At 71.6% G+C, this 26,981-nt stretch carries 17 protein-coding genes; 6 read left to right on the top strand and 11 right to left on the bottom strand.

All coding sequences use genetic code 11. The annotated features are described in order from the left end of the window. Window positions 1–91 precede the first annotated feature (91 nt). The 6 genes from ACIQUQ_RS31530 to ACIQUQ_RS31555 all read right to left on the bottom strand — a co-directional run bounded on the left by ACIQUQ_RS31530 (window position 92) and on the right by ACIQUQ_RS31555 (window position 10,675). The gene (locus ACIQUQ_RS31530) at window positions 92–811 is read right to left on the bottom strand and encodes a hypothetical protein (protein WP_403982828.1); all 720 of its coding nucleotides are present in this window, start codon (window positions 809–811) and stop codon (window positions 92–94) included. Beyond that, window positions 808–1,362 (bottom strand): RNA polymerase sigma factor, encoded by a 555-nt coding sequence (locus ACIQUQ_RS31535; RefSeq protein WP_403982832.1) that lies wholly within the window; start codon window positions 1,360–1,362, stop codon window positions 808–810. Before ACIQUQ_RS31535 ends, ACIQUQ_RS31530 begins: the two co-directional genes overlap by 4 nt. A gap of 79 nt (window positions 1,363–1,441) precedes the next feature. Continuing rightward, window positions 1,442–1,744, bottom strand: coding sequence for a hypothetical protein (locus tag ACIQUQ_RS31540; RefSeq protein ID WP_403982835.1), 303 nt, complete (start codon window positions 1,742–1,744; stop codon window positions 1,442–1,444). Beyond that, a complete protein-coding gene (locus ACIQUQ_RS31545; protein WP_403982838.1) occupies window positions 1,741–2,223 on the bottom strand; it encodes a hypothetical protein in 483 nt (160 codons plus the stop codon). Before ACIQUQ_RS31545 ends, ACIQUQ_RS31540 begins: the two co-directional genes overlap by 4 nt. A 93-nt stretch (window positions 2,224–2,316) precedes the next feature. After that, a complete protein-coding gene (locus ACIQUQ_RS31550) occupies window positions 2,317–2,853 on the bottom strand; it encodes an SMI1/KNR4 family protein (protein ID WP_403982841.1) in 537 nt (178 codons plus the stop codon). Between the two features lie 139 nt (window positions 2,854–2,992). Beyond that, entirely contained in the window at window positions 2,993–10,675 is a 7,683-nt protein-coding gene (locus ACIQUQ_RS31555; RefSeq protein WP_403982961.1) for a DNRLRE domain-containing protein, read from the bottom strand. Between the two features lie 1,276 nt (window positions 10,676–11,951). Here ACIQUQ_RS31555 and ACIQUQ_RS31560 point away from each other — a divergent pair. Then, window positions 11,952–12,416: a hypothetical protein gene (locus tag ACIQUQ_RS31560; protein WP_403982844.1), complete on the top strand. Its 465-nt coding sequence runs from the start codon at window positions 11,952–11,954 to the stop codon at window positions 12,414–12,416. A 45-nt stretch (window positions 12,417–12,461) separates the two neighbouring features. On the opposite strand, the gene ACIQUQ_RS31565 is transcribed toward ACIQUQ_RS31560, so the two are convergent. From ACIQUQ_RS31565 to ACIQUQ_RS31575, 3 genes are all read right to left on the bottom strand, one after another. Continuing rightward, window positions 12,462–13,184: a transcriptional regulator gene (locus ACIQUQ_RS31565; RefSeq protein WP_403982847.1), complete on the bottom strand. Its 723-nt coding sequence runs from the start codon at window positions 13,182–13,184 to the stop codon at window positions 12,462–12,464. Window positions 13,185–13,191: 7 nt separating this feature from the next. Further along, the gene (locus tag ACIQUQ_RS31570) at window positions 13,192–14,598 is read right to left on the bottom strand and encodes a nucleobase:cation symporter-2 family protein (protein ID WP_403982849.1); all 1,407 of its coding nucleotides are present in this window, start codon (window positions 14,596–14,598) and stop codon (window positions 13,192–13,194) included. 373 nt (window positions 14,599–14,971) lie between these two features. Beyond that, window positions 14,972–16,573 (bottom strand): APC family permease, encoded by a 1,602-nt coding sequence (locus tag ACIQUQ_RS31575; RefSeq protein ID WP_403982853.1) that lies wholly within the window; start codon window positions 16,571–16,573, stop codon window positions 14,972–14,974. A 126-nt stretch (window positions 16,574–16,699) separates the two neighbouring features. Here ACIQUQ_RS31575 and ACIQUQ_RS31580 point away from each other — a divergent pair, with 126 nt between their 5' ends. Together ACIQUQ_RS31580 and ACIQUQ_RS31585 are read left to right on the top strand one after the other, a co-directional pair. Next, entirely contained in the window at window positions 16,700–17,332 is a 633-nt protein-coding gene (locus ACIQUQ_RS31580) for a TetR/AcrR family transcriptional regulator (protein WP_403982856.1), read from the top strand. Window positions 17,333–17,463: 131 nt separating this feature from the next. Beyond that, complete coding sequence (locus ACIQUQ_RS31585; protein ID WP_403982859.1) at window positions 17,464–17,943, top strand: SPW repeat protein; 480 nt, start codon at window positions 17,464–17,466, stop codon at window positions 17,941–17,943. 185 nt (window positions 17,944–18,128) lie between these two features. On the opposite strand, the gene ACIQUQ_RS31590 is transcribed toward ACIQUQ_RS31585, so the two are convergent. Continuing rightward, window positions 18,129–18,410 carry a hypothetical protein gene (locus tag ACIQUQ_RS31590; protein ID WP_403982861.1) on the bottom strand — a complete coding sequence of 94 codons (282 nt, stop codon included), beginning with the start codon at window positions 18,408–18,410 and terminating at the stop codon, window positions 18,129–18,131. A 257-nt stretch (window positions 18,411–18,667) separates the two neighbouring features. After that, window positions 18,668–19,672 (bottom strand): helix-turn-helix domain-containing protein, encoded by a 1,005-nt coding sequence (locus ACIQUQ_RS31595; RefSeq protein ID WP_403982864.1) that lies wholly within the window; start codon window positions 19,670–19,672, stop codon window positions 18,668–18,670. 161 nt (window positions 19,673–19,833) lie between these two features. Here ACIQUQ_RS31595 and ACIQUQ_RS31600 point away from each other — a divergent pair, with 161 nt between their 5' ends. The 3 genes from ACIQUQ_RS31600 to ACIQUQ_RS31610 all read left to right on the top strand — a co-directional run bounded on the left by ACIQUQ_RS31600 (window position 19,834) and on the right by ACIQUQ_RS31610 (window position 26,971). Further along, window positions 19,834–20,223 carry a hypothetical protein gene (locus ACIQUQ_RS31600; protein WP_403982866.1) on the top strand — a complete coding sequence of 130 codons (390 nt, stop codon included), beginning with the start codon at window positions 19,834–19,836 and terminating at the stop codon, window positions 20,221–20,223. A 118-nt stretch (window positions 20,224–20,341) separates the two neighbouring features. Further along, a complete protein-coding gene (locus ACIQUQ_RS31605; protein ID WP_403982868.1) occupies window positions 20,342–20,671 on the top strand; it encodes a hypothetical protein in 330 nt (109 codons plus the stop codon). A gap of 123 nt (window positions 20,672–20,794) precedes the next feature. Next, window positions 20,795–26,971 carry a phospholipase A2 gene (locus ACIQUQ_RS31610; RefSeq protein ID WP_403982870.1) on the top strand — a complete coding sequence of 2,059 codons (6,177 nt, stop codon included), beginning with the start codon at window positions 20,795–20,797 and terminating at the stop codon, window positions 26,969–26,971. Window positions 26,972–26,981 lie beyond the last annotated feature (10 nt).

The following is a 26,981-nucleotide window of genomic DNA, read 5'->3' on the forward strand; positions in this document are numbered from 1 at the left end:
GGCTGCACTGGTACAACTACCACCGACCCCATACCGGGATCGGCGGCCAAACACCCGCCAGCCGCGGCACCAACCTGCCCGGACAACACACCTAGGGCCGGTCGGGGTCGTTGCGGGCCGTGGTCGGGTGCGGTGGGCGGCGGTCCCAGCCGTCCCGGACGTCCGGTGGGGTGGGCTTGCCGTGGTCCGGGGCGGTGAGGCGCTCGCAGTAGGAGGGGATCCCCGCCTCGCCGCCGGCGGCGGTGACGAGGCGCTGCCAGGCCGCGGAGTCCAGGGCCCGTCCACTGTCCTTGACCTTCTCGTACGCGTGGCACAGCGCGGCGTGGCTCTCGGCGGTGCCCGGCGGCGTCCGCTCCGGGCCTTCCGGCCCGGCCGTCTCCGGTACGGCTGCCGACGCCTCCGGCGGCACGATGGCCGGCGGCGGGGTGGACGCGTCGGACGGCGGCGGAACGGCAGGCGTGCTGCGGCGCGGCTCCGGCGTACGGGAGGGCGCCGGACCGAACGGGCTCGGCAGCCCGCCCGCGGCCACCGCCACACCGCCCAGCGTCACGCTGGCGACCAGTGCCGCCAGCGCCGCCCGCAGCGAACGCCACCGGCGCCGCTCGGCGGCCGGCCGCCAGTCGTCCCGGCGGCGGGTACGCGGGGCCCGGGCACCCTCGTGCAGGCCCTCGTCGCGTGCCGCGCGGAACGCCGCCACCGCCTGCGCGGCGGCCCGCTCGTCCAGGGGCGCGGCCGGGCGCAGGGCGGCGGAGAGCGCCTCCGCCGCGTCGTCGTCCCGCTGGTCGTCCGCCATCGCGTGGCCCCCTCTCATGCTTCGCCTCCACTCCATTGCCGCGCCAGCCGCCGCAGTCCGCGGTGTGCGGCGGAACGTACCGCACCGGGCCGCTTGCCCAGCACCCGGCCCGCGGCCGGACCGTCCAGCCCGACCACCACCCGCAGCAGCACGGCCTCGGCCTGGTCCCGGGGCAGCTCCGCGATCATCTCCAGTGCCTGCGCCGTCGACACGGCCTCCAGGGCCTCGCCCGCGGTGTCCCGCTGCGCGGGCAGCTCCAGCACGTCGGGCTCCAGCAGTGCCGGGCGCGGCCGGGAGCGGACCCGCCGCAGGTGGTCCAGCGCACGGTGCCGGGCGATGGTGGCGGTCCAGCCGCGGAAGCCCGCGCCGTCCCCGCGGAACCGGCCCAGGTCCCGGGCGATCTCCAGCCAGGCGTCGGAGGCCACGTCCTCGGCGTCCTCGCCGACCAGGCCCCGCAGGTAGCCGAGCAGTCCCGGCTGCACGATCCGGTAGGCGTCCGCGAACGCGTCGTCGTCGCCGGCCTGCGCACGCTCCACCGCGTGCCGCAGCGCGGCATCGTCCGCCCTCATGGATCCTTGGTCTTCCTTCGTCGCCCCGGCCAGGTCCGCGTGGCAGGGAGGCGCCACGGGGGTTTCCCGGCGTGCCACCTTACGCGGCTCCGCGGGTGGTCCTGTCCGGACGTCGGTCCGGCGGCGGTCCGGCGGCGGTGCGGACGGCGGTGCGGACGGCGGTGCGGACGGCGGGTCCGGCACCGGTACGGCCCGCCGCTCGCCCTTCCGGTCCGCGGGGCCGCCCGTACCACCCCCGGACCACCGTCGCCGCCCGCCGGCGCGCCGCGTCCGGCACCTCGATCCGCTCCCCACCCGCCGTGACCCCGGCCTTCCGCAGCTGCTCCAGGGCGGGGGTCAGCAGGGCCGGCACGGCCAGGCAGACCACCGCCCGCGCGGTCACGCCGGGCGCCCGGTGCCGCAGCCGGTGAGCGCCCGCCCCTGGCGGTGCTCGGCGGGCCGCACCCGCCCGTGCAGCAGGAGGAACAGCTCGGAGACGGACTCCCGGGGCCCCAGCTCGAACCGGTTCACCACCTTGCCGAGCGGGTTCCAGGCCCGGCCGTCGGGCATCCGGACGCCGACGGACTGCTGGAAGAGGGCGGCCGTGGTCTCGTCGAAGTCGACCCACCGGGCACCCGCCTGCCGGACGAACACCTCGCCGGCGTACGCCCCGAGGCCGCGCAGCACGGCGGCCATCCGGGCGCGGTCGGCGTCGTCGGCGCGCAGGCCGTCGACGACCCGGTCGACGATCCGCAGGCTGCGGACGGAGTAGTCGAGCGGCAGCCTGCTGCGCAGGACGAGCCGCCGGACGAACTCTGCCGTGTAGGCGGACATGTCCGCGGCGCCGGGGCACGCGCTGATCTCGGTGATCTCGGAGGTCATGTCAGTCCCAGCGCGGGAGCCCCCCGGATCATCACGGCCTGCGGGAGTGGCGCTCGTCACACCAGGCGCAGGGGGCACACGGGCCCCGGCGCCTCACTCCGGGTCGGCGTACGAGGCGTAGTGCGGCGAGGGCGCGTAGCGCGTGATCGAGAACGGCTTGAACTCGGCGTCGGTCAGCATCCGGTGGACGAACTCGGCGGTGCCCATGTCGTACCGGTGCCACTCCTCGGTGGTGTCGGTGCGGGCGACGACCGGCCACTGCTCCGGAGCGCCGGCGTCCGCCAGCCAGAAGTACTCGTACCCCTCGGCGGCCGCGCCCGCCCAGCGGATCAGACCGCCCTGGCCCGGCTCGAAGAGCGGGTACGGCTCGTACACCTCGATGGCCTCGGGGAAGCGCGCCACCGCGCGGTGCAGCCGGCGCATGCTGTCCACCACTTCGAGGTGGTCGCCGCCCTTCGAGGAGTAGAGGTAGAGGAAGCCGTTGAACTCACCCCGCCCGAAGGCCTCGCACAGCTCCTTGAAGTCGGCCGGCAGCGGCGCGCCCAGCGCGGCCTCCGCGGCGTCCCAGTCCACGGCCACGCGCTCGGGAGCACGGCCGACCGCCTCCAGGATCCGCTCGACCCATGTCATCCGCGTCCACCTCTTCGCGTTCGTCGGAAAAAGTCAGGAAGTGGGGTTCCGGGCCCGGGCGCACCACGGCGCCCGGGCCCGGAACCGGCAATTCAGGTTATCCCTGTGGTCAGGGAGGTGACGTGACCCGCTCTCCGGGCTACGGCACGTTCGGGATGCTGATCACCTTCGACTGGCCCGTCGTGATGCTGGTCCAGCTGAGCGAGATGCTGTCCGGGATCGGATTGTTCCCGGTGTAGTGCGCATCCGACTGGTAGTAGATCGTTTCACCCGCCTTGACCCGGGCAGCGACCTCGTTCTCGAACTTGGCCATGACCGGGCTGTTCGTCTCGTTGTACAGCGGTACCAGGTTCCGCAGGTCGGTACCGCTGCCGCCGAGCTGCTTGCCGATCAGGTGGCCGCGCTGGACGTAGTCGAGTCCCTTCTGGTCGGCCGTCTTGCGGCTGTAGTAGCCCTTCGGGATGCTCGACCAGTCGATCGGGAACTGGGTCCGCGTGCCGAAGATCTTCGACACGACGCCCGGGAAGGCATCGGACCCGTCGTCCGTCTCGTAGTTGAAGTCACCCGCGGTCAGGCAGGCACGCCCGCCCTGCGCCCGGTCCTGGCTGTCGAGCGGCAGGTAGTACACCGCGCTCTGCCCCTTGCTGCAGTTGTCCTGCCGCAGGGCGAAGTCGGCGTAGGGCCGCCACTCGACGTCCTTGTCCGGCGTGGTGAGCCGGCCCAGGTCGTAGTTGTACGACTCGCCGATCGCCGATTCCCGCGACGCCGTCGACGATCCGTCGAGGTCGAAGCCGAGGGTGTCGAGGAAGACGTACACCGCGGTGCCGATGCCGGACGCCCGGCCGAGGAACCGCAGCCCGCCCGAGAGCTTGGAACCGGCCTTCGAGACGGCGTCGTCCGCCTCGTTCGCCGCGCTCTTCAGCCAGTCGCTCGCGGTGTCGGCCACCTCCGAGCAGATGCCGCAGTCGAAGTGCCCGTCGATCTCGACGCTCGACGCGGGGTTGCCCCCGGCGAACGCGTAGCGGTTGCCGGTGAACGGGTCGGTGCCGAGGTTCATGTCGGAGAGCGCCCCGGTGTACATGTCCCGCGTGGTGAAGCGGTTCAGGCCCGGGCTGTAGTTCCGGAAGCCCATGTCGTACGTGCCGGAACGCGCGTCCCACCGCTTGGAGTTGAAGCGGTAGGGGTTGTACGCCTCCTTCGTGGGATCCGCGGCGTCGGGCTTGTCGATCCCGGTGAAGTCGTCCTTGTCGTCACTGCCGTACGCGGTGTAGCCGTACGTGGCCTTGGTGTCGCCGCCGGAGTCGGTCAGCGTCTCGACGTCGGTGTGGCTGTTGTAGCCGTAGTAGCCGTCCTCCTTCGAGCCGTCCGCGTTGTGCTTGACCTGCGAGAGGCGCTCGCCCCACGGGCTGTACTGGTACGACTTGACGACCTGGCCGGCCACCTCCTCGCCGAGCACCTCGCCGGACAGGCCCAGGTAGCTGAACTCGGTGGTCTTGCCGTCCGCCGTCTTCGAGGCCGTGCGGTCCAGCGGGTCGAAGGTGTACTTCGTCGACTTCAGTACGCCCTGGCCGTCCGCCTTCTGGGACTCCACCACGTGGTCGAAGCCGTCGTAGACGTTCCGCTCGATGACCTTGCCGGCCGCGGTGACCGTCTCCAGCCTGCCGAACGGGTCGTAGGTGTACGTCGAGGACTGGCCGCCCGACACCGCGCCGAGCAGCCGGTTCCGGTCGTACTCGTAGGTGGTCGTCGTGCCCTTGACCGTCTGGCTGACGACGTTGGCGTTGTCGTCGTGCACGTACGTGTCCGTGCCGGCGCCGTTGCCCGTCTTCACGCTCTTGGCGAGCCGGTCGACCGGGTCGTACGTGTAGTCCGTCGTCGAGTCGAGGTACGCCGCGTGGTTGTCGGCGTTCATCTTCCGGGCGACGTCCTGCGCCTTGTTGCCGTTGGCGTCGTACGCGTAGGTGTGCGAGGCGACGAGCGTGCCGTTCGGCTTCTTCTCCGTGGTGGTCTTGACGGCCCCGTCGAGCAGGTAGGTGTGGTCGACGGTGTTGCCGTTGGCCTTGGTCTCCTTCAGCTTCTGGCCGCGGTCGGTGTAGGTGTACGAGGACACCTTGGGCGACGGGTCCGTCGCCGAGGTGCCGATCGAGACGGTCTGCACCAGCTCGCGCAGGTCGTAGGTGTACTTGGCGAACTGGCTCGGGTGCGTGACCGTGTCGGCCTGGCCGTTGGCGTCGTAGGTGAAGGAGGTGGCCTTCTTCTCCTGGCCCGCCAGGGCCTCGGTCACCTTGGAGACCTGGTTGAGGCCGTCGTAGGCGATCGTGTAGGCGTCGATCCGCGCGCCGGAGGAGGTGTCGTCGATCGACGTCATGTTGCCGTTGACGTCGTACGCGTAGGCGAAGGAGTTCTTCTCCGTGTCGGACTCGCCGGTGGTGTCCCGGACGAGCTTCACGCCGTCGGCGACGACCGTGCCGGTGGCGCTCTGCCCCAGCTTCAGCCTGGTGTCCTCACCCTGCTTGAGGCTGTAGGACCCCAGCTGCACCCAGGTGCCGGCCGCGGTGTTCTGGTTCTTGGCGACCGCCGGCTCGGTGGTCGTGCCGTGCGTCAGGGTGTACGAGGCCGCCGTGGCGGCGCCCGTCACCGCGGGGTACTTCACGTACGCGGCGTACGTGCCGTCCTTCGGCACGTGCAGCGTCCACGTGAACGCGTCGGTGCCCGTGCCGGCCGCATGGGTGCGGTGGTCGTAGCCCTGCTGACCGGTGGTGCCGGCGGTGGCCCACGTGCCCGTGGCCGTGGTGTTCTGGGTGTCGGAGTTGTCGGTGAGGACCACGTTCCGGCCGACGGGCGCGCCGTCGTCCGTCTTCGTCTTCAGGCTGCCGTCGGGGTAGTACGTCCAGGCCATCGTCCGGTCGGAGGAGCCGCCCGCCGAGGTGAGCGTCCGCTTCACCTGCCGGCCGGTCTCGTCGTAGTCGAAGGCCGTGACGATGTCCCACGGGTCGGTGGAGGACTTGGTCCAGCCGTTGTCGAAGTAGGTGAAGGTGGTGTCGTTGCGGACCGTCTCGCCCTCGGACGGCGGCATCGAGCTCTTCACGACGCGGCCGGCCGGGTCGTACGTGGTCTCGGTGTAGACGTCCGACTTGTTGTAGCGGGCGTCGTTCGGGTCGTAGGGCTGGTACTTCCGCTTGGGCCGGTTCAGCTCGTCGTACGTGGTGCGCACGGCGAAGTCGTCGGCGCCCGCGGTGGCGGTGCCGCGGGGGGTGATCACCCGGGTGGTGTTGCCGACCTGGTCGTACTCGAACCTGGTGATACGCGTGGTGCCCGTGTCCCGCGGCACCTTCACCTCGGTCTGCTTGCCCCGCTCGTCGTACGTGATCGTGGTGGTGGCGTTCCCCTTGTCCGTGGCCGAGACGACCAGGCCGTCCTTGTCGTAGGTCTGCTTCGTCGTCTTGCCGGCGGCGTCCGTGACCTGCGTGACCCGGTGGTTCAGGTCGTACAGCGAGGAGGACGAGAAGTCGGACGGGTCGGCGGTGGCGTTCTTCTTCGGGTCGACGACCTTGCTGACGTTGCCCACGTTGTCGTACGCGTAGGAGATCCGGTGGCCCAGGGCGTTGGTGACGGCCGTGAGCTGGTAGATCGCGTCGTAGGAGTTCGTCGTGACGTCGTCGCCGGCGACCGTGGTCGTCAGCGTGCCGCGCGGCGACGTCGAGGTGAGGACGTTGCCCACCTTGTCGTACGTGTACGTCGACGTGCGCGGCGCGGTGTTGTTGTTCGCCGGCGCGGTCGCCGACGACACCTGGTCCGCGTCGTCGTAGACGGCCGTGGACACGGCGCCGTTGGGCGAGGTCGACCGCGTCACGTTGTCGTTGGCGTCGTACACCGGCGCGACCGAGGTGATCAGCACGCCCGCCGCCTGGTCCTTGGGGACCGTGGACACGAGCGGGCGGCCGAACGTGTCGTACGTCTGCGTCGTCTTCTTGCCCAGCGGGTCGGTGGCCTCGGTGACCTGGCCCCGGGCGTCGTAGACGTACGTCGCCGTGTTGTTCAGCGCGTCCTTGATGGTGGCCGGGTAGCCGGTCGGGCCGAAGCCGGCGTTGACGGCCGAGTGGCCGTTGGCGTCGGTGGCCTTGAGGAGCTGGCCGTAGGAGTCGTACTCGTAGGAGGTGGTGTAGTCACCGGCCGTCGCCGTGGCGACGCCCTTCGGGTCCGTGACGGTCTTGAGGTTGCCGAAGGAGTCGTAGCCGAACTGCCAGGTGCGGCCCTCGGGCGAGATCTTCCGGTACAGGTCGGCGGAGTAGCCGTCCAGCCGGGTCTGGTACTCGTACCGGGACGAGTTGGCCGGGTAGGTGCCCGGCGCGCAGTCCGCGGACGGCGGGACGCCCGCCTTGTTGTTCTCGGCGTCGCGGGACCAGAGCGGGTAGCCGGTCTTCTGGTCGAAGCAGTACGCGGTCTTCGCGCCGTTGTGCTCCTCCAGGTACGTGACGTTGTTGTCCGCGTCCCAGCCCATCTTCGTGACCTGGCCGTTGGCGTTGACCGTCTGCACGCCGCGGCCGAAGTCGTCGGTGACGTAGGTGGTGGCGTGGGTCTCGGCGTCGGTGACCGTGCTGTCCGTGAACTTGGTGTTCCCGGCGTTCGCCGCGTACGCGAAGCCGGTGGAGCCGTTCAGGCGGTCGGTGATCGTCTTGGTCCACCAGTGGTACTTCGGGTCGTCACCGGCCTGGGGTGCGAAGTACGCCAGCTTCGTGCTGTGGCCGCGCGGGTCGGCGACGTCCACCAGCTTGACGTTCTTGTTCCCCTGCGTGGCGTCGTAGGTGAACGCGAAGACCTTGGGCTGTGCCGAGCCCGCACCGTCCGTGAGCCTGGTGAGCAGCGCCTTGTCCGAGTACTCGAACGTGACGGTGCGGCCGGAGATGTCGGTGACCGACCGGATGTGGTCGGCGACCTTGGGGAACGGCGCGTCGCCCTTCTCCCAGTAGACGACGTTCAGCGAGCGGCGGCCGGCCGGGTCGGTGATGTACTTCAGGAACTTGGTCGGCTTGTTGTTGGACTTGCGTTCCTCGTAGGTGAACGTCTGGGTGTTGCCGTTCTTGTCCACGACCGAGGTCAGGTAGCCGTCACAGCCGAACAGGAACCGGGTACCGTCAGGGCGCGTCAGCGTCCAGGCGTCCGGCACCGGGTCCGCGGAGGGCTTGCAGTCGAGCCCGGCCTTCATCGTGACCCGGAAGTGCACGCCGGCCGGGGCCTTCCACGTGCCGTCCGCCTGCTTGGCGAAGACGTGCGTGGTGCCGTCCCCGTCGGGCAGGCGGATCTCCGTGGGGTTGGGGTTCGGGTGGAAGTCCAGCGGCGCGCCGAGCCGGACGGGACCGGCGATCTGGCCGGACCAGCCCGCTCCCAGCACCGTGTCCGAGGTGTCCAGGGAGTTGTAGGAGAAGCGGGCGAAGGTGTTGAGGCCGCGGCCGGGGTTGGCGAAGGCGTTGTACGACCAGACCGTGTTGCCCGCCGACATGTTGTTCATCACCGTCGAGCCGGCGCCGGTGTTCTTGCCGGTGTAGGTGTAGAACTTCTCCAGGCCGAGGCTGTTGGAGGTCGGGTCCTCGACGGCCACGGTCTGCTTCAGGGCGGGGATCCCGCCCGTGCCGGCGGACAGCCAGCTGCCGTCCGAGACCTTCCGGACGTCCCAGCCGAGCACGTACTCGCCGCGCTTGTTGCCCGCGTCCGAGTTGATCGGCGTCCTGACCTGCGCCTGGATCGTGGCGGACTTGCCGGGCAGCAGGGCCGGGACGGCCGTCTTCAGCTGGTTGCCGCCGGTGGTCACGTCCGTGCCGTCGGGCAGCTTCCAGGTGTACGACAGCTCACGCTCGCCCGCCGCCCACGCGGTGGCGGTGGTGTTGGTGACCGTGAACTCCACCGAGTAGGTGCTGTTCGGGGTCATCCGGGCCGGCGTGGTCGGCGCGTAGTACGTGTCCTCGGTGGTCGCGTCGACGTAGATGACCTGCATGTACGGGCGCAGCTGCGGGTCGGCGGCCTCGGCGGACAGGAACAGCGTGCGCTCCTGCGGGCCGGTGGTGCTCTCGTCCTTCAGCCGGACCGCGACGCCCTTGTTGGTGGTGGGGGTGCGGACCCAGCCCTGCATCAGGCCTGTGGCGTCCCACCAGTGCCGGCCGACCTCGTCCGTGATCTGCGGGACGGTGTCGGAGACCGTGGCGGACATGTCGCCGCCGGCGGTGGTCCAGGCGGTGGTGGCGTTCGCGTTGTTCCAGGTGGCGGTGGCCTCGTCGAAGTCACGCGTGAGGGCGTGGAGTTCGTAGACGGCGCCGTTGCTGGTGGAGGTGGTCTCGGCGCCCCACATGTACAGCTTGTTCTCCAGCACCGTGGCGGTCGCGGGGATGCCGGTGGTGGGGAACTTGAGGACCGCGCGGGTCTTGCCGTACGTCGTGGAGTTGTTGCCCACGCTCAGCCAGGTCTGGCCCACGGACCAGGACTGGATGGCGTCCTGGTTGGTGGTGGGCTGCTGGGAGGAGAGCGTGGTGTCCGTCTGGCCCGACTGGATGATCTTCATCGTGCGGCCGGCCTTGGGGATGCCGACGACGCGGGTCGGGGAGCCGAGGAGCTGTCCGTCCTTCGTCTTCACCGCGAGCTGGTAGAAGTACGACTTCCCGATCTCGCTGGAGCTGGAGTCGGGGGTGGGCACCGCGGTGGTGTCGGTGTACGAGGTGGCCGTCGACGCGACGGGCGCGACGAGGGTCGCGGCGGACGGCGTGAAGGCCTGCTGCGTGGAGCGGTGCAGCTGGTACTCGACGATGTCGAGGCCCGGGTCGCCGGACGCGTTCGCGTACGCCGGCCAGGACAGCTCGGGACCCGTGGAGTGCACGACGGTGGGGGAGTTGAGCGCCGTGCCGACGGTGCCGTACGTGACGGTCAGCCGCGGGATGGTCGAGGTCTCGCCGCCGTACGTGCTGCCGTCACCGGCCTCGTAGCGGGGGCCGCCGGTGAGCGTGCCGGCCAGGGTGTCGTCCTTGGCCTGGAGCACGAAGCCGTGGTTGGTGGCCGTGCCGGAGACCCACTTCTGGACGGTGTCGGTGACCGGGAAGTTGTGCCACTGGTTGTACTCGCCCGTGTTCTTCACGATCGAGGACGTGTTGACCAGGCGGACCGAGTCGGCGAGCGTCCGGGTCGTGGCGCTGCCCGTGTCGCCGAGCACGATCTTGCCGGTGTTGCCCTTGGCGAAGTACCGCTCGGTGGTGTCGAGGGTCTTCCAGACGCCGCCGGAGCCGGTCTGGTTGACGGTGTACGTGTTGGTGCCGTCCCGGTGGTTCACCGTGTACGGCGCGGCCGTCGCGGCGTCGGCGGCGGCCGGGTAGTGCACGTCCACCCGGTAGGAGGCCGTCTCGGCGATCCGCGGCTGCCAGGTGTACGACTCACCCGTGAGCGCGTTCTTGTTGTATGCGTAGTCGTCGTTGGTCGCCGCGCCGCCCGTGGTGGAGCCGGTGGGCCACTCGCCGACGGCCGCGGTGTCCGGGTCGCCCTCGTCCAGCTGGACGGTGGTGCCGGACAGTTCGCCGACCAGCGCGCTGGTGTTGCTCCAGGTGGCGGTGGTCTCGTTCCAGGTGCCGGTGGCCCGGTGCACCTCGATCGGGACGTCGTTGCCGTTGGTGGTGTGCGCCTGGTCGAAGTACATGTTCAGGCGCGCGTAGTCGACCTTGACCCCCGCGGGGATCTCGGTCAGCGGGAACTTGATCAGAGACCGGGCGATGCCGGTGTCCGTCTTGCCTGCGGACAGCTTCCAGGTGTTGTTGAAGTTCACCGCGGGCTGGTCGGACAGGACCATCGTGTCCTGCGAGGCGGACGGGCTCGGCGCGACGGTGATCGTCGGGTCGATCACGACCGGGTACTGCCGGTCCTCGGCCGCGAGCCAGCCGGCGTCCGGGGTGACCGTCAGCTTCCAGGCCTTGCCGTCCCGGGCCAGGGTCTGGGTGACCTCCGTGGAGTAGGTCCCGCCCGTGGGGGAGAGCGGGTCCTTCCGCGCGTCGGTCATGTACGGGGCCGGGATGACCAGCACCGGGGTGTTGGGGGCCTCGCCGTAGAGGGCGACGGAGCCGTCCTTGCGGGACTTGGGGACCAGGCCCTCGGTGTCGAGCGTGAAGGTGAACGAGACCGGTCCGGCGGGGGCCCGGTCCAGGACGATGTTCTCCTTGACCTGCCCGCGGCCCACCACGTACTGGAGGTCCGCGCCGGAGACCGCGTCGGGGTAGGTGACCGTGGCGCCCTTCGCCTCCGGCTTCAGCGTCCCGGCGCCGGTCAGACCCAGGGTGACCGCACGGCCGTCCGGAGCCTCGTACCGCATCAGCTTCGAGGCGTCCCGGCCGAACCAGCTGCGGCCGCTGTTGGCCGTGTTGGCGAAGTCGAAGCCGCGGCCGGCCGCCGTGGACCGGTCGGCCGGGCGGACCGCGGTGTCGATGGGGTGCCAGTCCTTGCCCTGCCGGTAGGAGAGCGGGACGGCGGAGAGCTCGGCCTCGACGCGGCCGTCCGACAGCTGCCAGAAGCGGGCCTGGCCGGTGCGGCGCGCGGTCAGCTCCCTGACGCGCTTGGCCTCGGGGAGGCGGACGCCCTTCGGGAGCTTCTCCCGGCTCGGGACGGCCAGCCTGCCCCCGACCGGCGGTTCCGCTGCCTCGTCGTCGTCGGAGAACCACCCGGCGATGGTGTCCACGATGCCCGGGCCGTCGTCCGACGTGCCGGGCGACGGAGCCGCATAAGCGGCCTGGGGGAGCAGGGTACCGGCTATCGCCGATACCACCAGACAGGAGAGGTATCTCCTGTACGGAATTTTCACATCAGCCCTTTCGATTTCTTCACACGACCTGCCGAATACGTGAAGGCGGGTACGCCAAAGAGACCCGTCGGCCAGGTCGTCGCAGGTCAGGGTGTTGAGAACGGCGGCGCGATTGTTAACCGGAGGGCAATTGGTGAGTCAACCCGGGAGACAATGCGGACACTTCGCCCCCGAATTCGGGGGCGAGGTGTCCGTTATTTCCACCCAGTGGATCTTGCTGAATTCGTCGGGTATAAGTCCCGGGTCACGTCCCCGCCGAAAGCGCGAGAAACGCATGTCCAAGGAAGAAATGCCGGCCCGCACCCCCCTCGACCGGCGGGTGGTGGCCGTCGCCCTCGCCGTCCTGCTCGCCTGCCTGGCCTTCATCACCTACGGAGTGCTGAGCGGGCCGGACCTGCCGGCCCGGGCGGCCCGGCCCACTGCCGAGGTCACGTACGAGGTCGGGGGCGGGGGCGCGGCGGAGGTCGCGTACCTCGGGCGGGACGGGGCGGGCCGCGCCACGGTCGAGCGGGTCCGGCTGCCCTGGCGGACCACGGTACGGGTGCCCCTCGGTCAGGACCCGGTGGTCAGCGTGACCCTCGACGGGCAGGGCGGGCAGGCCAGTTGCTCCCTCGCGATCCGCGGCCGGCACGTCCAGCGCGCCACCGCGTCCGGCGCCTACGGGCGGGCCACCTGCACGGGATCCCTGCCGGCTGCAGACCCCGCCGGCCCGGCAGGCCAGACCGCCGCCCGCGGCTGACGGGCGGCGGGCGGCGGCATGCGGGCGCCGGGCGGCGCCCCGGGGTCAGCCTCCGGCGGCGAGGCGGCGGAAGCGGTCGGGGAGGGCGCGGAGCCAGGCGGCCCGGTCGGCCGCGACCTCACGCAGGCGCTCGTCGCCGCTGCGGGCGACCAGGTGCCCGAGGTACCGCTCGTTGAACCGGGCGTACTCCTGGTGCAGCGTGCGCAGGGCCCGGCCGACCCCGGCCCGGTCGGCCTCCGCGAGCCGGGCGAGCGGGTCGACGTACTGCTTCCAGCGGCCCTCGACGGCCTGGCGGAGCAGCCGGTCGAGTTCGGAGGTACGGGCGACCAGGGCCCGTACCTCCTCCGGGCCCACGCCCAGCGCGTCCGCCAGCAGCAGGGTCTGCCGGTCGTCGCCCGACCAGCGGTGCTCCCGCTCGGCCAGGGCGTACGCCTGCGGTGACATGCCGATGCGCAGGGCCAGGCGGTCCGGTGTGAACTGCCGGGCCAGCCGGTGTTCCCTGAGGGTGACGGGCCGCCGGGCCATCAGGACCGCGACCGGGCACCACAGGGCGTCCGCGAGGGCGAACAGCTCCGGCTCGGTGGGGGCGGCCGCGCCCGATTCCCAGGCGAGGACCGTCCCGGAGTCGCGGTCCAGGCCCAACTGGGACATGTGCAGCGCCACCTGGTGGGCCGTCAGTCCGATGCGCTCACGGGCGGCGCGGGCCTCGGCGGGCGAGAAGGGCGGGTACGGCGACAGGTGGGGGTTCGGGTTCGGGTTCGGGGACACGGGCCGGTCACCGTCCCGCCGGCGTGTCCGCCTCCGTCAGTGCGTCCCAGTCGATCTCTTCGCCGGACCCGCGGTCGGCCCGGCGGTGGAAGAACAGGTTGAGCAGGACGGCGGTGAGGCTGCCGAGCGTGATCCCGCTGCCCAGCACGGCCCGTATCTCGGTGGGCATCCGCTCGAAGAAGGGACCGACCACGGTGGGCAGCATCGCCGCGCCGAGGCTGACGGCCAGGATCAGCGCGTTGCGCTCCTCCTTGAGGTCCGCCTTGCCCAGGATCTGGATGCCGACGGTGGCGACCATGCCGAACATCGCGACGGCCGCGCCGCCGAGCACCGGGTGGGGGACGGAGGCCACGACGGCGCCGGCCTTGGGCACCAGCCCCAGCGCGATCATGAACAAGCCGGCCGCGACCACGACGAACCTGCTGGTCACACGGGAGATCCGGACCAGGCCGATGTTCTCAGCGAAGGCCACGTACGGGAAGGAGTTGAAGACGCCGCCGAGGACGGTCGCGACGCCGTCGGCGCGCAGTGCGCGGCCGACCGTCTCGCCGTCGACGTGGCGACCGGTGATCTCGCCCATGGCGTACACGTCGCCGGTGGTCTCCACCATGGTGATCATCATGACCACCACCATCGCCAGCATCGGGAAGAGCGAGAACTGCGGCATCCCGTAGTGGAAGGGGGTGCTGACGCCGAACCACTCCGCCTGGTCCACGGCGCCGAGGTCGGCGTCGCCGCACAGCCAGGCGACGGCGGTGCCGCCGACCAGACCCAGCAGGACGGCCACGCTCCGCAGTGCGGGCGGTCCGAACCGGGTGACGAGCAGGATGAAGGCCAACGTGCCGCCGGCGTAGGCGAGATGGACCGGCTCGCCGTAGCCGGGACCGCCGATGAGCCCGGCACCGCCGCCGACGTCCTGGAGCGCGACCGGGATCAGCGTGACGCCGATGACGGTCAGCAGGGTGCCTGTGACGATCGGCGGGAAGTACACGGCGAGCCGGCCGGCGAAGGGGGCCAGCAGGAAGGTCGCCACGCCGGCCGTGATCACCGCGCCGTAGACGACGAGCAGTCCGGCGGTGCCGCCGCCCGCGCCCTGGCCGATGGCGATCATCGGGGAGACGGCCGTGAAGGTGGCGCCCTGGACCAGCGGCAGCCGGGCGCCGATCCGCCAGAAGCCCCAGGCCTGGATGACGGTGGCGATGCCGGCCGTGACCAGGTCGGCGTTGATCAGGTACACGAGCTCGTGGCGCGGCAGGCCGAGGCTGTTGCCGAGGAGCACCGGGACGAGGACCGCCCCGGCGTAGAACGCGAGGACGTGCTGGAAGCCGTAGAGCGACAGCTTGGGGAGGGGGAGCACCTCGTCGACGGGGTGGACGGATGCGGGGTTTCTGCGGCGCGCGGCCAAAGGAGCCATCTCTGCCTTGCCTGAGGGTAGGTGAATGAGAGGGAAGAGAGCCTCAGGGCAGGTGTGCGGCCGGCCGCGCGGATGGGGCGGGCATGGGACGGCCGATGGCACGGGGATTGCCGGTGCGCGGCCGGGAGCCGAGGCGGAACGGGCCGTTCCACGGCCCGACGGGCACTGATCCTGGCGGAAGGAACCACTCGTACGCAAGCCTGCGGGGCGATGTTCCGAAACCAAAACCCGTAAGTAACTTGGGAATCGATGGAAAGTACGGCTCAGTGCTGCCGATTCCATTGTGCGTTCACCCAAGGGGGTGTGCGGGCGTGGCGGAGTGCCCCGCGCGTACGGGCGTACGCGCGCGGCCGGGGCGGAGGGTGACGTACCGTCAGTGGGCGGCGGGCCCGGCGGCCTCCGGGGCGGCCGGTGCCGTGGCGTCCTCGGCCGGACGCGCCGTGGCGTCCTCGGCGGGGCTCGCCGCCGGGGCCGGAACCGGGGCAGGCGCCGGGGCCGGCAGCGGGGCGGCGGCGCCGTCGCGCAGGCGGTCCTGCGGCCGCTTGACCAGCAGGTAGAGGAGCCCGCTGCCGAGCACCACCCCGGTCCCCAGCAAGGCGGCCCACACCTGGTACCAGGGTGCGCCGGGCGGCGCCAGCACCGCCCGCGGCCAGCAGACGTTGACCACCTCGAAGGCGGTCCACAGCACGGCCAGCGCGTTGAGGACCGTGCCCCTGGCGCCCTGGCGGATGTGCCCCGACGGCACCCACGTGCCGCGCACCCGGGCGATGAACGCCGCGAGCGACACCAGGAAGAAGGGCAGGTACGTCGCCGCCGTGCCGAACGCGATCAGCGAGCCGATGGCGGTGGCGTTCAGGCCCAGGACGAGCGCCGAGCCGCTGATCAGCGTGGACGCGACCAGGCCGCCGATGGGTGCCTGGCGCCCGTTGACCCGGCGTACGTGCCGCGAGAACGGGAACACCCCGTCCCGCGCCAGCGAGAACAGACCGCGCGCCGCGCCGCCCTGGGAGGCCACCGCGCAGGCCAGGAAGCCGATCAGGACGACGACCACGAACGGCTTGTCGGACCAGCCGCCGAAGGCGTGCACCACCGCGGTGGTCACCGGGTCCAGGTCCTGTCCGGCCACCACGTCCGCGGGCCGCGGGTGGGCGAGCGCCACCGCCATGGCGTTGAGGATCACCACGGTGCCCACGCTCAGCAGCGCCCACCACATGGCGCGCGGCACCTGGCGCCCGGCGTCCCTGGTCTCCTCGGCGGTGGAGACGCAGGCGTCGAAGCCGATGAACGCCCAGCCCGCGACGGCGACCGCGGCGAGCAGACCCAGCACCGTGGAGCCGCCGGACAGCGCCTCGGCCCCCAGCGTCTCGGTGAACAGGGCGAAGCCGTGCTCCCGGAAGAACAGCAGCAGCGCGAGCCCGACCAGCACCGAGGCCACCGCCTCGGCCGCGATGCCCATCGAGACGAAGCGCCGCAGGATGGTGATCCCGTACGCGTTCACCAGCATCCCCGCGAGCAGGATGCCGACGGCCACCGCGACCAGGCCGCCGGGTGTCGGGACCGCGCCGAACAGGGCGTACACCCAGGGGGCGGCGAGGTACGCGACGGTCGTGTTGCCGAACATCACCGCGAACTGCCAGACCCAGCCGCCCAGCCAGCCGAACGCCGGCCCCAGCAGCCGCCGGCCCCACTGGTACGGGCCGCCGGCCAGCGGCCACTGCGCGGACAGCTCGGCGTACACGTTGACGACCAGGCACTGGCCGGCCAGCACCAGCGGCAGCGCCCACACCCACATCGGCCCGGCGACCGTCGTGCCGACCATCGAGACGGCGTACAGGGCGACCACCGGTGACACGACCGCGAAGCCCATCGAAATGTTGCCGAGGATGCCGAGGCTGCGCCGCAACTCCTGGCTGTAACCGAGGTCCCGCAGCCGTGACGCGTCCGCGTCGGCCGGCCGGTCCATGCCCTCGCTCATGATCACCCCATCGATAAATCTAACCGCGTTAGGTAAACGGGTGGCGTGAATGTAGCCGCAGGACCGCGCGCTTGTGAAGCGTTCCTGACAGGTAATCTGCCGGAACCGGACGGGAAGGAGCCGCGCATGCCACGGCCGAGCCAGACCCTGCTGAGCCGGGCGATCATCGCCCGCGCGGCACTGGAGCTGCTGGACGAACAGGGGGTGGAGGCGCTCAAGATGCGCACCATCGCCGACCGGCTCGGCGTCCGCGGCGCCTCGCTCTACCACCACGTGAAGTCCAAGGACGACCTGCTCGACGCGGTCGCGGAACTCATCAACGACGAGATCGACCTGGCCCCGCTCGCCGACCCGGGCGGAACCGCCGGCATCGCCGCGTACGCCCACGGCTACCGGCAGGTCTACCTCCGCTACCCGCACATGATCCCGCTCGTCGCCCGCCACCGGGTCTCGTCGGACAAGGCCCTGCGGGGGTACGACGCGCTGCTCGCCGCTCTGGCCGGCGCGGGGTGCGCGCCCGCGGAGGCCGCGGAGGCCGCCGCCGCGATCGACAACCTCGTCCTGGGCTCCGCCCTGGAGACCTTCACCGCCGGCTTCACCCGTGCCCCGGCCGAGTACCGGCCCGGGTTCCCGGCCCTGGCCGACTCGCTCGGTGCCGCCGAGGCCGCCGCCGGGGGCCTGGCCGGCCTGGACTCGCGGGGCTTCGGCCTGGGTCTCCGGCTGATCCTGGCGGGCCTTCCGGGGTCGTCCGCCGGCTAGTCCGGGGGCCGCTCGGCGCGCTGCTCGGGAACTCCCGGGATTCTGCGCCCCGAGCCGCTTGACCGGAGAATCGGGCGAGCGTTACAAAGGGGATAAAGGGCATATAAAGCTTCAGCGGGAGGCGGCCCGACATGACCACCCATCCGAGCATCGAGCAACACCCCGACCTCGCCGAGATGCGCTCTCGGTTCGAGCGGGCGACCACCACCCCCCGTGCCCAGGCCATCGAGACGCTGGCGCTGCTCACGGGTGTCTACCTGGCGGCCTCGCCGTGGATCGCCGGGTTCAACGACCTCACCGCACTCGCGGTCAACAACCTGATCTGCGGTGTGGCGTACTGTCTGATCATGGGCGGCTTCGGCAGCGCCTACGAGCGCACCCACTCCATGGCCTGGGCGGCCGTCGCCATCGGCGCCTGGACCGTCCTCGCGCCGTGGGTCATCGTGGGTGAGATGGACACCACGCGCAGCATCGTCAGCAACTGCATCACCGGTGGCGTCGCGCTGCTGCTGGGGCTGGCCATGGCCGGTGCGGCCATGACCGGTGGCGGCTCGCGACTGGGTGCCCGTCGTCGGGGCGGCGCGGGACCGAACATGGATCCGATGGTCTGACCTTCGGCGCCGACCCCCGCCGCGCCGCCGGACGGCTCCGGCGACCCGGCGGACGCGGAGGCCGGCCGAACGGCCAGGGGGCCGGTCGGCCCCGGTGGGACAGGTGGGCTCCCCACGCCCGGCAGGACGCGGGGAGCCCCGCCTTTGCCCGTCCGCCGGTTTCCCCGGCGTGCGGTCCCGGCGGATCAGGTGCCGGAATTGTCGACGAATCCCACGACGTCCAGGAATTCGACTTCCGGCGGGGCGCCGTAGACCCCGGTCACCTTCTGGACGATCTCCTCCGTGAAGAAGGCGCGGCCCTTCCCCTCGTCGTCCCACACGTAGAAGTTCCTCGCCCGGGTCCCGTCTTCGTCGAGCATGAAGCTCTTGAAGCGCAGGCCGGCCATGCCTTCGAACGGCGTTCGCAGTTCGGCGGCGATCTCCGCGAGGTTGGAGCGGTCGAACTTCTCGGTCCGTGTGAAAGTCACCAGCACGCCGATCATCGGATGTCCCATCGGTTCGGTGAAGAACGGTCGATCGAGTGATGCCAGCGGCGGAGCCTAGCGCGGGCAGCCCGGAATTCCGCTCTTTGGGCCACGCGTGGGAGACGTCACGGCGCCGGCTGCCCGGCCGGCCCCAAGGGCCGGCCCGTAAATGATCCCTGGATGGCCGCGACCGGCACGCCTGCTTCGCAGCGGACGGCGAGTCCGCCGTACGTGAGGCTGGTCGACGCTCGCGGCACGCCCTAGCGGGGCATGGGGAGCCAGCCGCGCTGGACGGCGCGGACGCCGGCCTCGAAGCGGCTGCGGGCGCCCAGGCGGTCCATCAGGTCGGTGGCCAGCCGGCGGGCGGTCCGCGGGGAGACGCCGAGCCGCTTCGCGATCGCGTCGTCGGTGTGCCCGTCGGCGAGGAACCGCAGCACCGCGTCGAGCTGCGGGGACAGCTCCTCCTCGCCGGCCGCGGCGGCCCGCTGCGCGCCGCCGAGCGGCTCGGCCGACTCCCACAGGCTGTCGAAGAGCGCGGTCAGGGCGCTGAGCGTGCCCTGGCCGGTGAGCACCACGGCGCCGGCGCCGGTGTCGTCGCTGCTGACCGGGATCACCGCCGTCGCCCGGTCCACGATGATCATCCGGGTGGGCAGGGTGGTGAGGGTGCGGACCTCGCCGCCGCGTTCGGCCAGCCAGTCGGTGTACTCGACGGTGGGCCGGTCGTTGCGCACGCTGGACTGGTAGACCGACCGCATCCGGACGCCCCGGGCCAGCAGTTCCTCGTCGAGCGGGCGGGAGGCGGCGAGGTTCTGGGGGGTCTGCGCACCGCCCGGGGCGAGCGTCATGACCTCCTGGCGCACCTCGCGGGTGAGCCGGGACAGCCGTTCGCGGATCTCGTCGAGGCCCAGCAGGTGCTCGACGCCCGGGCTGGTGGTGGCGGGGCGCAGGTCGGCGTACTCGGCGATGAGCTGCGCGGCGGCGGCCCGGGACTGCTCCAGGCGCTGCTGGTGCGCGGCGATCTCGGCCTGCTGGCGGACCATCAGCAGCTCCATGCCCACGTCCGGCGAGACGGCCTTCAGGCTGCCGTCCCCGGTGTGCGAGGGGCGGACCAGGGCGAGGGCGCTCAGCTGGTCGAGGGCGGAGCGGACCGTGTCCTCCGTGATCCCGCAGTCCTGGGCCAGTGCCGCCACGCCTGCCTGGGGCAGGCGGAGCATCGCCCGGTAGACGAGCTCGGCGGTGGTGTCCAATCCCAATGTCGTGAGCATGGCGGTCCCCCTGTGTTGCGCGGTCCTGCGTGATCTTCGCAGAACCTGCACGGTGCGGTCGAAAAGCTGACGGTCCGAAAGATGGCCTCTTTAGGACAGGCCCGGAACCGGCCAGCCTGTCCCCTGGATCCCGGCATGCCGGATTTCACACCCTGGGGGGCATGTATCTCGTGCACGTCGCCCTGCGCCCGCCGCCCGGCGCCGCCCTCGCCGCCGAACTCCCGACCCTGCTGCGGGCTTTGGCCCGGCCCGAGGAGCGCGTGGAGCACGTGGTGGCCCATCCCGACTCGCTCCCGTACCCCGTGCTGGGGTTCTTCCTGCTGTCCGGCTCCCTCGCGGAGGCCGAGCGCGCCGCGCACGCCGTCGGCCGCCGCGGCACCGAGCTGCTCGCCGCCCTGCGCGGCTGGACCGTGCTGTGCGCGGAGGTGCCGCTGATCGCCCCCCTGATGGAGTTCGCGGCCGCTTCCGCCGAGGGCCGGGACGGTTCCGGTCAGGACCGGATCCGTCCAGCCCGAAGCTCTTCCGACCGCCTCTGGGGAGCCGAAAACTAGTGGTCAGCGGCCGGGGCAACCGGCCGGGGACCGGAAACGGACAGCGCCACCGCGGGGCGCTCGAAGACCGGGACCAGCCTCTCCCGACCACCTCCCACCAGATCCCCGAGGACCCCCCATGCTTCGCATCCACACCGTTCTGGCCGCCGCGGTCGCCGCCTCCGCCCTCGTCCTGACGGCCCCGGCCGCCGCCTCGGCGGCCACCGCCCCGACGAAGACCACGGGGTGGCAGTCCACGACGGCCAAGACGGTTGCGAACACCATGGGTTGGCAGGCTCCCGCCGCCAGGTCCACGCAGGACAACACGATGGGCCGGCAGGCCCCGGCCGCCAAGTCCCCCAAGAACACCATGGGCTGGCAGTCCCCGACCGCCAAGTCCACGCAGAACACCATGGGCTGGCAGGCCCCCGCCGCCAAGTCCGCCAAGAACACCATGGGCTGGCAGTAGTCCCCGAGCGCGCCGCCGCCGGCGGGGCGCGCTCCACCGGACACCCCCATCCCATTCCCTGAGCCCGCTCAGGACCTGAACACCATCCCGCTTCCCCCCAGTTCACAGTGAGGTAACTCCCCCATGCCTTCCGGCCTGAACGAGTCCGACATACCCGACTCGTCCGAGAGAAGAGCACTGCCCGACAACCGGCGCAGGCTCATGTGGCAAGCCGCCGCGATCGCCGTCCTGATGGTCAGTGACACCGGCATCGCCCTCGCCACCACCACCCAGTCCGCCCCCCGCACGGCCCCCGCCGCCGCAACGGCCAAGAAGCCCAAGGGGCCGGCCGAGGCCCCCAACGCGGCCTCCGCCCGCCTGATGGCCAAGGTGCAGAAGCGCCGGATCGAGATCCTCTCCGACCGCACCGACTCCACCAGCACCTTCGCCAACCCCGACGGCACCACCACCGTCGAGACCTTCACCGGGGCCATCCGCGCCAAGGACGAGCACGGCAACTGGGCGCCGATCGACATGACGCTCGTCGCCGAGGACGGTGTCGTCCAGCCCAAGCAGGCCGCCGCCGACGTCGAACTCTCCGACGGCGGCACCGGCGAGCCCCTCGCCTCCGTGGACAAGGGCAAGCACTCCCTCGGCGTCTCCTGGCTCGGCAAGCTCCCCAAGCCGAAGCTCGACGGCCCCACCGCCACCTACCCGGACGCCGTCCCCGGCGGTGACCTCGTCGTCACGGCCCTCAAGGAGGGCTTCACCCACAACGTCGTGCTCCGCGAGCGCCCCAAGGGACCGGTCGAGTACCGCCTGCCCGTCGAGGCCGAGGGCCTGACCCTCAAGGAGACCGCCGACAAGCGGCTGCGCTGGGACGACGCCAAGAACAAGACCAAGGCCACCGCCCCCGCCCCCGTCATGTGGGGCGCCACGATGGACAAGGCCTCCGGCGAGCCCGAGAAGATCGCCGCGGTCGACGTGGAGATCGAGAAGGACAAGGACGGCGGACAGGTCCTCGTCCTCAAGCCGAGCGCCGCGTTCCTCAACGACCCGGGCCTCAAGTACCCGGTGACGATCGACCCCACCGACTCCCTGATGGGCGCGGTCACCGACACCTGGATCCAGTACGACGACTACCTGACCTCGCAGCGCGGCTCCACCGAGCTGAAGGCCGGCACGTACGACGGCAACGAGAAGGCCCGCTCGTTCCTCCAGTTCAACGTGGACAAGTACAAGGGCAAGCAGATCCTCGACGCCAAGCTGCGCATGTACTCGTACTACGCGTCGACCTGCAACACCGCCAACGCCGGCATCCAGGTGCGCCGCGTCACCGCCGCCTGGGACCCCTCGGCCATCACCTGGTCCAACCAGCCGGCGACCACCACCGACTCCGCCGCCCTCAACAAGGACGCCAAGGGCTACAACACCTCCTGCCCCGGCGGCCAGTCCACCTGGGAGATCGACGGCATCGCCGCGGACTGGGCGGCCGGCCAGCCCAACTACGGCATCCGCGTGGCCTCGGCCAACGAGGCCGACCCGCTGACCTGGCGCCGCTACCGCAGCGCCAACTACGTCGACGGCTCGCACAACGCCACGTACGAGCCCTCCCTCACGGTCAGCTACAACACCAAGCCGGGCGCCGCCGTGCCGGTCTCCCCGCTCACCGGTGCCTCGACCAACGACACCACCCCCACGCTCACCGGCAAGGCCACCGACGCCGACGGCAACACCGTCCAGCTCACCTACGAGATCTGGGCCGCCAACGGCACCGCCGCCCTCCAGACCGGCAAGTCCGCCTACACGGCCTCGGGCTCCAACGCCCCCTGGACGCCCACCACCGCGCTCGCCCCCGGCAGCTACAAGTGGCGCGCCGCGGTCTACGACGGCAACACCTGGAACGGCACCTGGTCCGCCTTCCAGACCTTCACGGTCGACACCACCAAGCCGGCCACCACGGCCGTCTCCTCCACGGCCTTCCCGGCCGGCCAGTGGTCCGGCACCGCCAACTCCAACGGCGACTTCACCGGCAACTTCACCTTCACCCCGCCCACCAGCGACGTGAAGGACATCCAGTACAAGCTCGACGCGGGCACCTGGACCACCGCCGCCACCACGGGCGCCGCGGTCACCAAGCCCCTCACCTTCCGGGCCGGCAAGCACACCCTGACCGTGCACACCCGGGACGCCGCGGGCAACGCCTCCGCCGACGTCACCTACACCTTCTACGCCGGCACCGGCGCCGCCCTCCTGGCCCCGGCCGAAGGCGACCGCCCCGCCAGCCGCACCGCGCTGATCGCCCAGGCCAAGCCCGGCGACACCGGTGTGCGCTACCAGTACCGCCGCGGTGAGACGGACACCTGGAAGGACGTCCCCCTCGCCGACGTACGGGTCGCCGCCACCGGCGCCACCCCGGCCGCCTGGCCCGTCGCCATCACCGGCGGCGTCGTCCCCGAGCTGAGCTGGAACATCACCCAGACGCTCACCGCCGACGGACCGGCCGACGTCCGCGCCGTCGTCACCGACGGCACCTCCACCGAGTACTCGCCGGCCAACACGGTCACCGTCGACCGCGCCGCGGGCGCCGCCCCCGACCTCCCCGTCGGACCCGGCAGCGTCAACGCCCTCACCGGTGACTTCACCCTCGGCTCCACCGACACCACCGTCTTCGGCATGTCGGTCACCCGCAGCGCCTCCTCGCGCCGCCCCGGCCAGGGCTCCGCCCAGTCCGGCCAGGCCGCGATCTTCGGACCCGAGTGGGCCTCCGGCCTGGAACTCGCCACCACCGGCAGCAACTGGGCCACGGTCCGCGAGCCCGGCACCGGCCTCGCCACCGTCACCGACGCCGACGGCAAGCAGACCGGCTTCACCGCCACCACCGGCGGCGGCTGGAAGCCCGAGCCCGGCGCCGAGGGCCTCACCCTCACCAAGGCCGCCGACGGCACGTACACGCTGAAGGACACCAACGGCGTCACCAGCACCTTCACCAAGCCCGCGGGCACCGACGCCTGGGCGCTGTCCGGCACCGCGCGCCCCGCCGACGACCCGGCCAACCCCAGCACCGTGCTGATCTCCACGGTCGTCACCGAGAACGGCAAGCAGGTCGCCAGGCCCAAGTACCTGGTCTCCCGCACCAGCGCCGCCTCCATCGACCTGTGCAAGGCGACCCCGGCCACCAAGGGCTGCCGCGTCCTCGAGTACGTGTACGCCGCCACCACCACCGCCACCGACACGCAGTTCGGCGACTACGCCGGCCGCGTCACCGGCATCCGGCTGTGGGCCACCAACCCGGGCGCCACGGCCGCCACGTCCACCGACGCGGTCGCCTACGCCTACGACAACGCCGGCCGGCTCCGCCAGATGTGGGACCCGCGGGTCTCCCCGGCACTGAAGACGCAGTACGACTACGACAGCGCCGGCCGCGTCAGCAAGCTCACCCCCATCGGCGAACTCGCCTGGACCTTCTCCTACGCCAAGGCCGGCACCTCGCCGGTCGCCGGCGAGGGCATGCTGACCAAGGCCTCCCGCCCCGCCCTCAAGCAGGGCTCGGCCACCGAGACCGACGGCACCGCCGCCACCTCCGTGGTCTACGAGGTCCCGCTCACCGGCACCAAGGCCCCGTACGGCATGGGCGCCTCCCAGGTCGCGGCCTGGGGCCAGAGCGACGTCCCCACGGACGCCACCGCGCTCTTCCCCGCCGACCAGGTCCCCGCCGGCACCACCGGCGACCAGCTGACGGCAGCCGACTACAAGCGCGCCGCCGTCACCTACACCAACGCCTCGGGCCGCCAGGTCAACACCGCGGCACCCGGCGGACACATCTCCACCACCGAGTACGACACCTTCGGCAACCAGGTCCGCGAACTCACCGCGGCCAACCGCGAGCTGGCCCTGGGCACCGCCGGCGGCGCCGCCCAGACGCTCGACGCGCTGAACATCTCGGAACTCGGCACCGCGGAGCGCGCCGACCTGCTCTCCTCCACCAGCTCCTACAGCGCCGACGGGGTCAGCGAGACCGACTCCTACGGCCCGCTGAAGCTGACCGGCCTCGCGGCCGGACTGCCGGCCACCGGCGGCCTCCCGGCCGTCGCGGCGGGCAGCGAGGTCCCCGGCCGTGAGCACACCCGCACCACCTTCGACGAGGGCCGTCCCACCGACGGCAGCGCCAAGGTGAGCCACCAGGAGACCAAGAAGACGGTCGGCGTCCAGGTCACCGGCTACGCCGAGGCCGAGACCCGCACCATCAGCACCGCCTACGACTGGGCCAAGGGCCTGCCCACGGCCAAGACGGAGGACCCGGGCGCCCTCGCGGTGACCCGCACCACCAAGTACGACACCGCGGGCCGCCCGATCCTGGCGACCATCCCCGCCTCCAGCGGCACGGACGCCTCGGCGACCGTGACCAGCTACTGGACCGCGGACGGCACCGGCGACTGCTCCGGCAAGCCGGAATGGGCCGACCTGGTCTGCAAGACCGCCCCCGCCGCCAAGATCACCGGTGGCAACGGCAACCCCGACGAGGTGCCCACCACCACCTTCGAGTACGACCGGCACGGCCAGCAGACCAAGGTCACCGAGACCGCCAACGGCACCTCCAAGGTCACCGCCAAGACCTACGACGCCGCCGGCCGTCTCGTGAAGACCGGCGTCACCGGCCTCGGCACCGCCGTCGCGGAGAGCACCACCACCTACGAGGCCGACAGCGGCCGGGTCGCCAGGACCGCCACCGCCGACGGTACGCTCACCAACGAGTACGACGCCCTGGGCCGCCTGGTGAAGTACACCGACGCCGACGGCGCCACCACCTCGACCGAGTACGACTCGCTCAACCGGGTCGTCAAGACGGTCAGCTCCGCCCCGTACACGATCACCTACGAGTACGACGCGAACGCCGAGCCCCGGGGCCTGGCCACCAAGGTGACCGACTCCGTCGCCGGTGTCTTCACCAGCCAGTACGACGGTGACGGCAAGACCGTCCAGCAGACCCTGCCCGGCGGGGTCACCATGCGCCAGACCAACGCGCCCAACGGCGAGACGGTCGCCCGCTCCTACACCCTCGACGGCCAGAGCGAGCCCTTCTTCGCCAGCGCCGGCAGCACCTCGGTCCACGGCCAGCTGCTCGACCGCTCGGGCCTGACCGTCGCCAACAACACGTACGACGCGGCCGGCCGCCTGGTGAAGACCACCAACGAGGCGCAGGACGGCTCCGGCACCTGCAGCGTGTACTCCTACACCTACAACGCCAACGGCAGCCGCAAGAGCGAGGCCTCGGCCGCCGGCACCACCGAGGCGGGCTGCCCGACCTCCGCCGGCACCGCCACCGAGCACACCTACGACTCCGCCGGCCGGATCGTCGACGCGGGCTACCAGTACGACGGCCGCGGCCGCCTGACCGCCAGCCCCGACGGACTGACCTCCGCCTACTTCGCCAACGACCTGCTCCAGCGGCAGACCGCCGGCGACCGCCGCCAGACCTGGACCCTCGACCCGGCGGGCCGCAAGCGCGGCGCCGTCGTCGAGACCGGCAACGCCGGCACCTGGACCGTCGCCGACACCCAGAAGTTCCACTACGACGACGCCGACCAGCTCGTCTGGACCCAGGGCGCGACCGGGATCACCCGCACCCTGATCACGGAGGTCGACGACCTCAACGGCATCGCCGCGGTCGACGCCGACGGCTCGGTCACCATCGAGCTGAACGAGGCCACCGACGAGGGCCAGATCCAGTACAGCCCCGGCACCGGCGCCTTCTTCGTCCAGGACAACGCGGGCGGCCTCGCCTCCGGCGGCGCCCTGGAGGGCCAGATCAGCGGCCAGGACGTCACCGGCTCCGCCAGCCAGCTCGGCCAGTGCCCCGGCTGCAAGGTCGCCCCGCTGGCCTCCACGATGAGCATCACGGCCTACGGCTCCCCGACCGGCACCGCCCGGTCCGCCACGGACTACTGGCTCTTCGAGCGCGGCCTCTGGGCCTTCCGGGACGAGAAGCGCCGCTCCGGCCACCGCCGGGACCTGGTCTGGTCGGACGACGGCTGCTCGGCCCCGTGGTACGGCTACATCATCATCGGAGCCCCGCTGGCCTACTACGCCAACCAGTTCTACTGGCCCTGCGCCCGCCACGACTTCGGCTACCGGAACTACCGGAAGCAGAACCGCCGGACCCGGGCCAACAAGGACAGGATCGACTCGCGCTTCAAGTACGACATGAAGAAGCGGATCTGCGAGCCGAAGCTCATCGAGACGGTCTGCAACGGCGCCGCGAACGGCTTCTACTGGGCGGTCTCGAAGCACGGTGACTCCAGCTTCTTCAAGCCCTGGTAGTCACGCAGGA

Origin of the sequence: Streptomyces sp. NPDC101118 (assembly GCF_044759445.1) — a bacterium.
Lineage (GTDB): Bacteria > Actinomycetota > Actinomycetes > Streptomycetales > Streptomycetaceae > Streptomyces.

Bases quoted from the DNA above. Each gene is read 5' to 3' on its own strand.
- ACIQUQ_RS31530 (WP_403982828.1), bottom strand. From the start codon at position 811: ATGAGAGGGGGCCACGCGATGGCGGACGACCAGCGGGACGACGACGCG.
- ACIQUQ_RS31535 (WP_403982832.1), bottom strand. From the start codon at position 1,362: ATGAGGGCGGACGATGCCGCGCTGCGGCACGCGGTGGAGCGTGCGCAG.
- ACIQUQ_RS31545 (WP_403982838.1), bottom strand. From the start codon at position 2,223: ATGACCTCCGAGATCACCGAGATCAGCGCGTGCCCCGGCGCCGCGGAC.
- ACIQUQ_RS31550 (WP_403982841.1), bottom strand. From the start codon at position 2,853: ATGACATGGGTCGAGCGGATCCTGGAGGCGGTCGGCCGTGCTCCCGAG.
- ACIQUQ_RS31555 (WP_403982961.1), bottom strand. From the start codon at position 10,675: ATGGTCCTGTCCGACCAGCCCGCGGTGAACTTCAACAACACCTGGAAG.
- ACIQUQ_RS31560 (WP_403982844.1), top strand. From the start codon at position 11,952: ATGTCCAAGGAAGAAATGCCGGCCCGCACCCCCCTCGACCGGCGGGTG.
- ACIQUQ_RS31570 (WP_403982849.1), bottom strand. From the start codon at position 14,598: ATGGCTCCTTTGGCCGCGCGCCGCAGAAACCCCGCATCCGTCCACCCC.
- ACIQUQ_RS31575 (WP_403982853.1), bottom strand. From the start codon at position 16,573: ATGAGCGAGGGCATGGACCGGCCGGCCGACGCGGACGCGTCACGGCTG.
- ACIQUQ_RS31580 (WP_403982856.1), top strand. From the start codon at position 16,700: ATGCCACGGCCGAGCCAGACCCTGCTGAGCCGGGCGATCATCGCCCGC.
- ACIQUQ_RS31585 (WP_403982859.1), top strand. From the start codon at position 17,464: ATGACCACCCATCCGAGCATCGAGCAACACCCCGACCTCGCCGAGATG.
- ACIQUQ_RS31595 (WP_403982864.1), bottom strand. From the start codon at position 19,672: ATGCTCACGACATTGGGATTGGACACCACCGCCGAGCTCGTCTACCGG.
- ACIQUQ_RS31600 (WP_403982866.1), top strand. From the start codon at position 19,834: ATGTATCTCGTGCACGTCGCCCTGCGCCCGCCGCCCGGCGCCGCCCTC.
- ACIQUQ_RS31605 (WP_403982868.1), top strand. From the start codon at position 20,342: ATGCTTCGCATCCACACCGTTCTGGCCGCCGCGGTCGCCGCCTCCGCC.
- ACIQUQ_RS31610 (WP_403982870.1), top strand. From the start codon at position 20,795: ATGCCTTCCGGCCTGAACGAGTCCGACATACCCGACTCGTCCGAGAGA.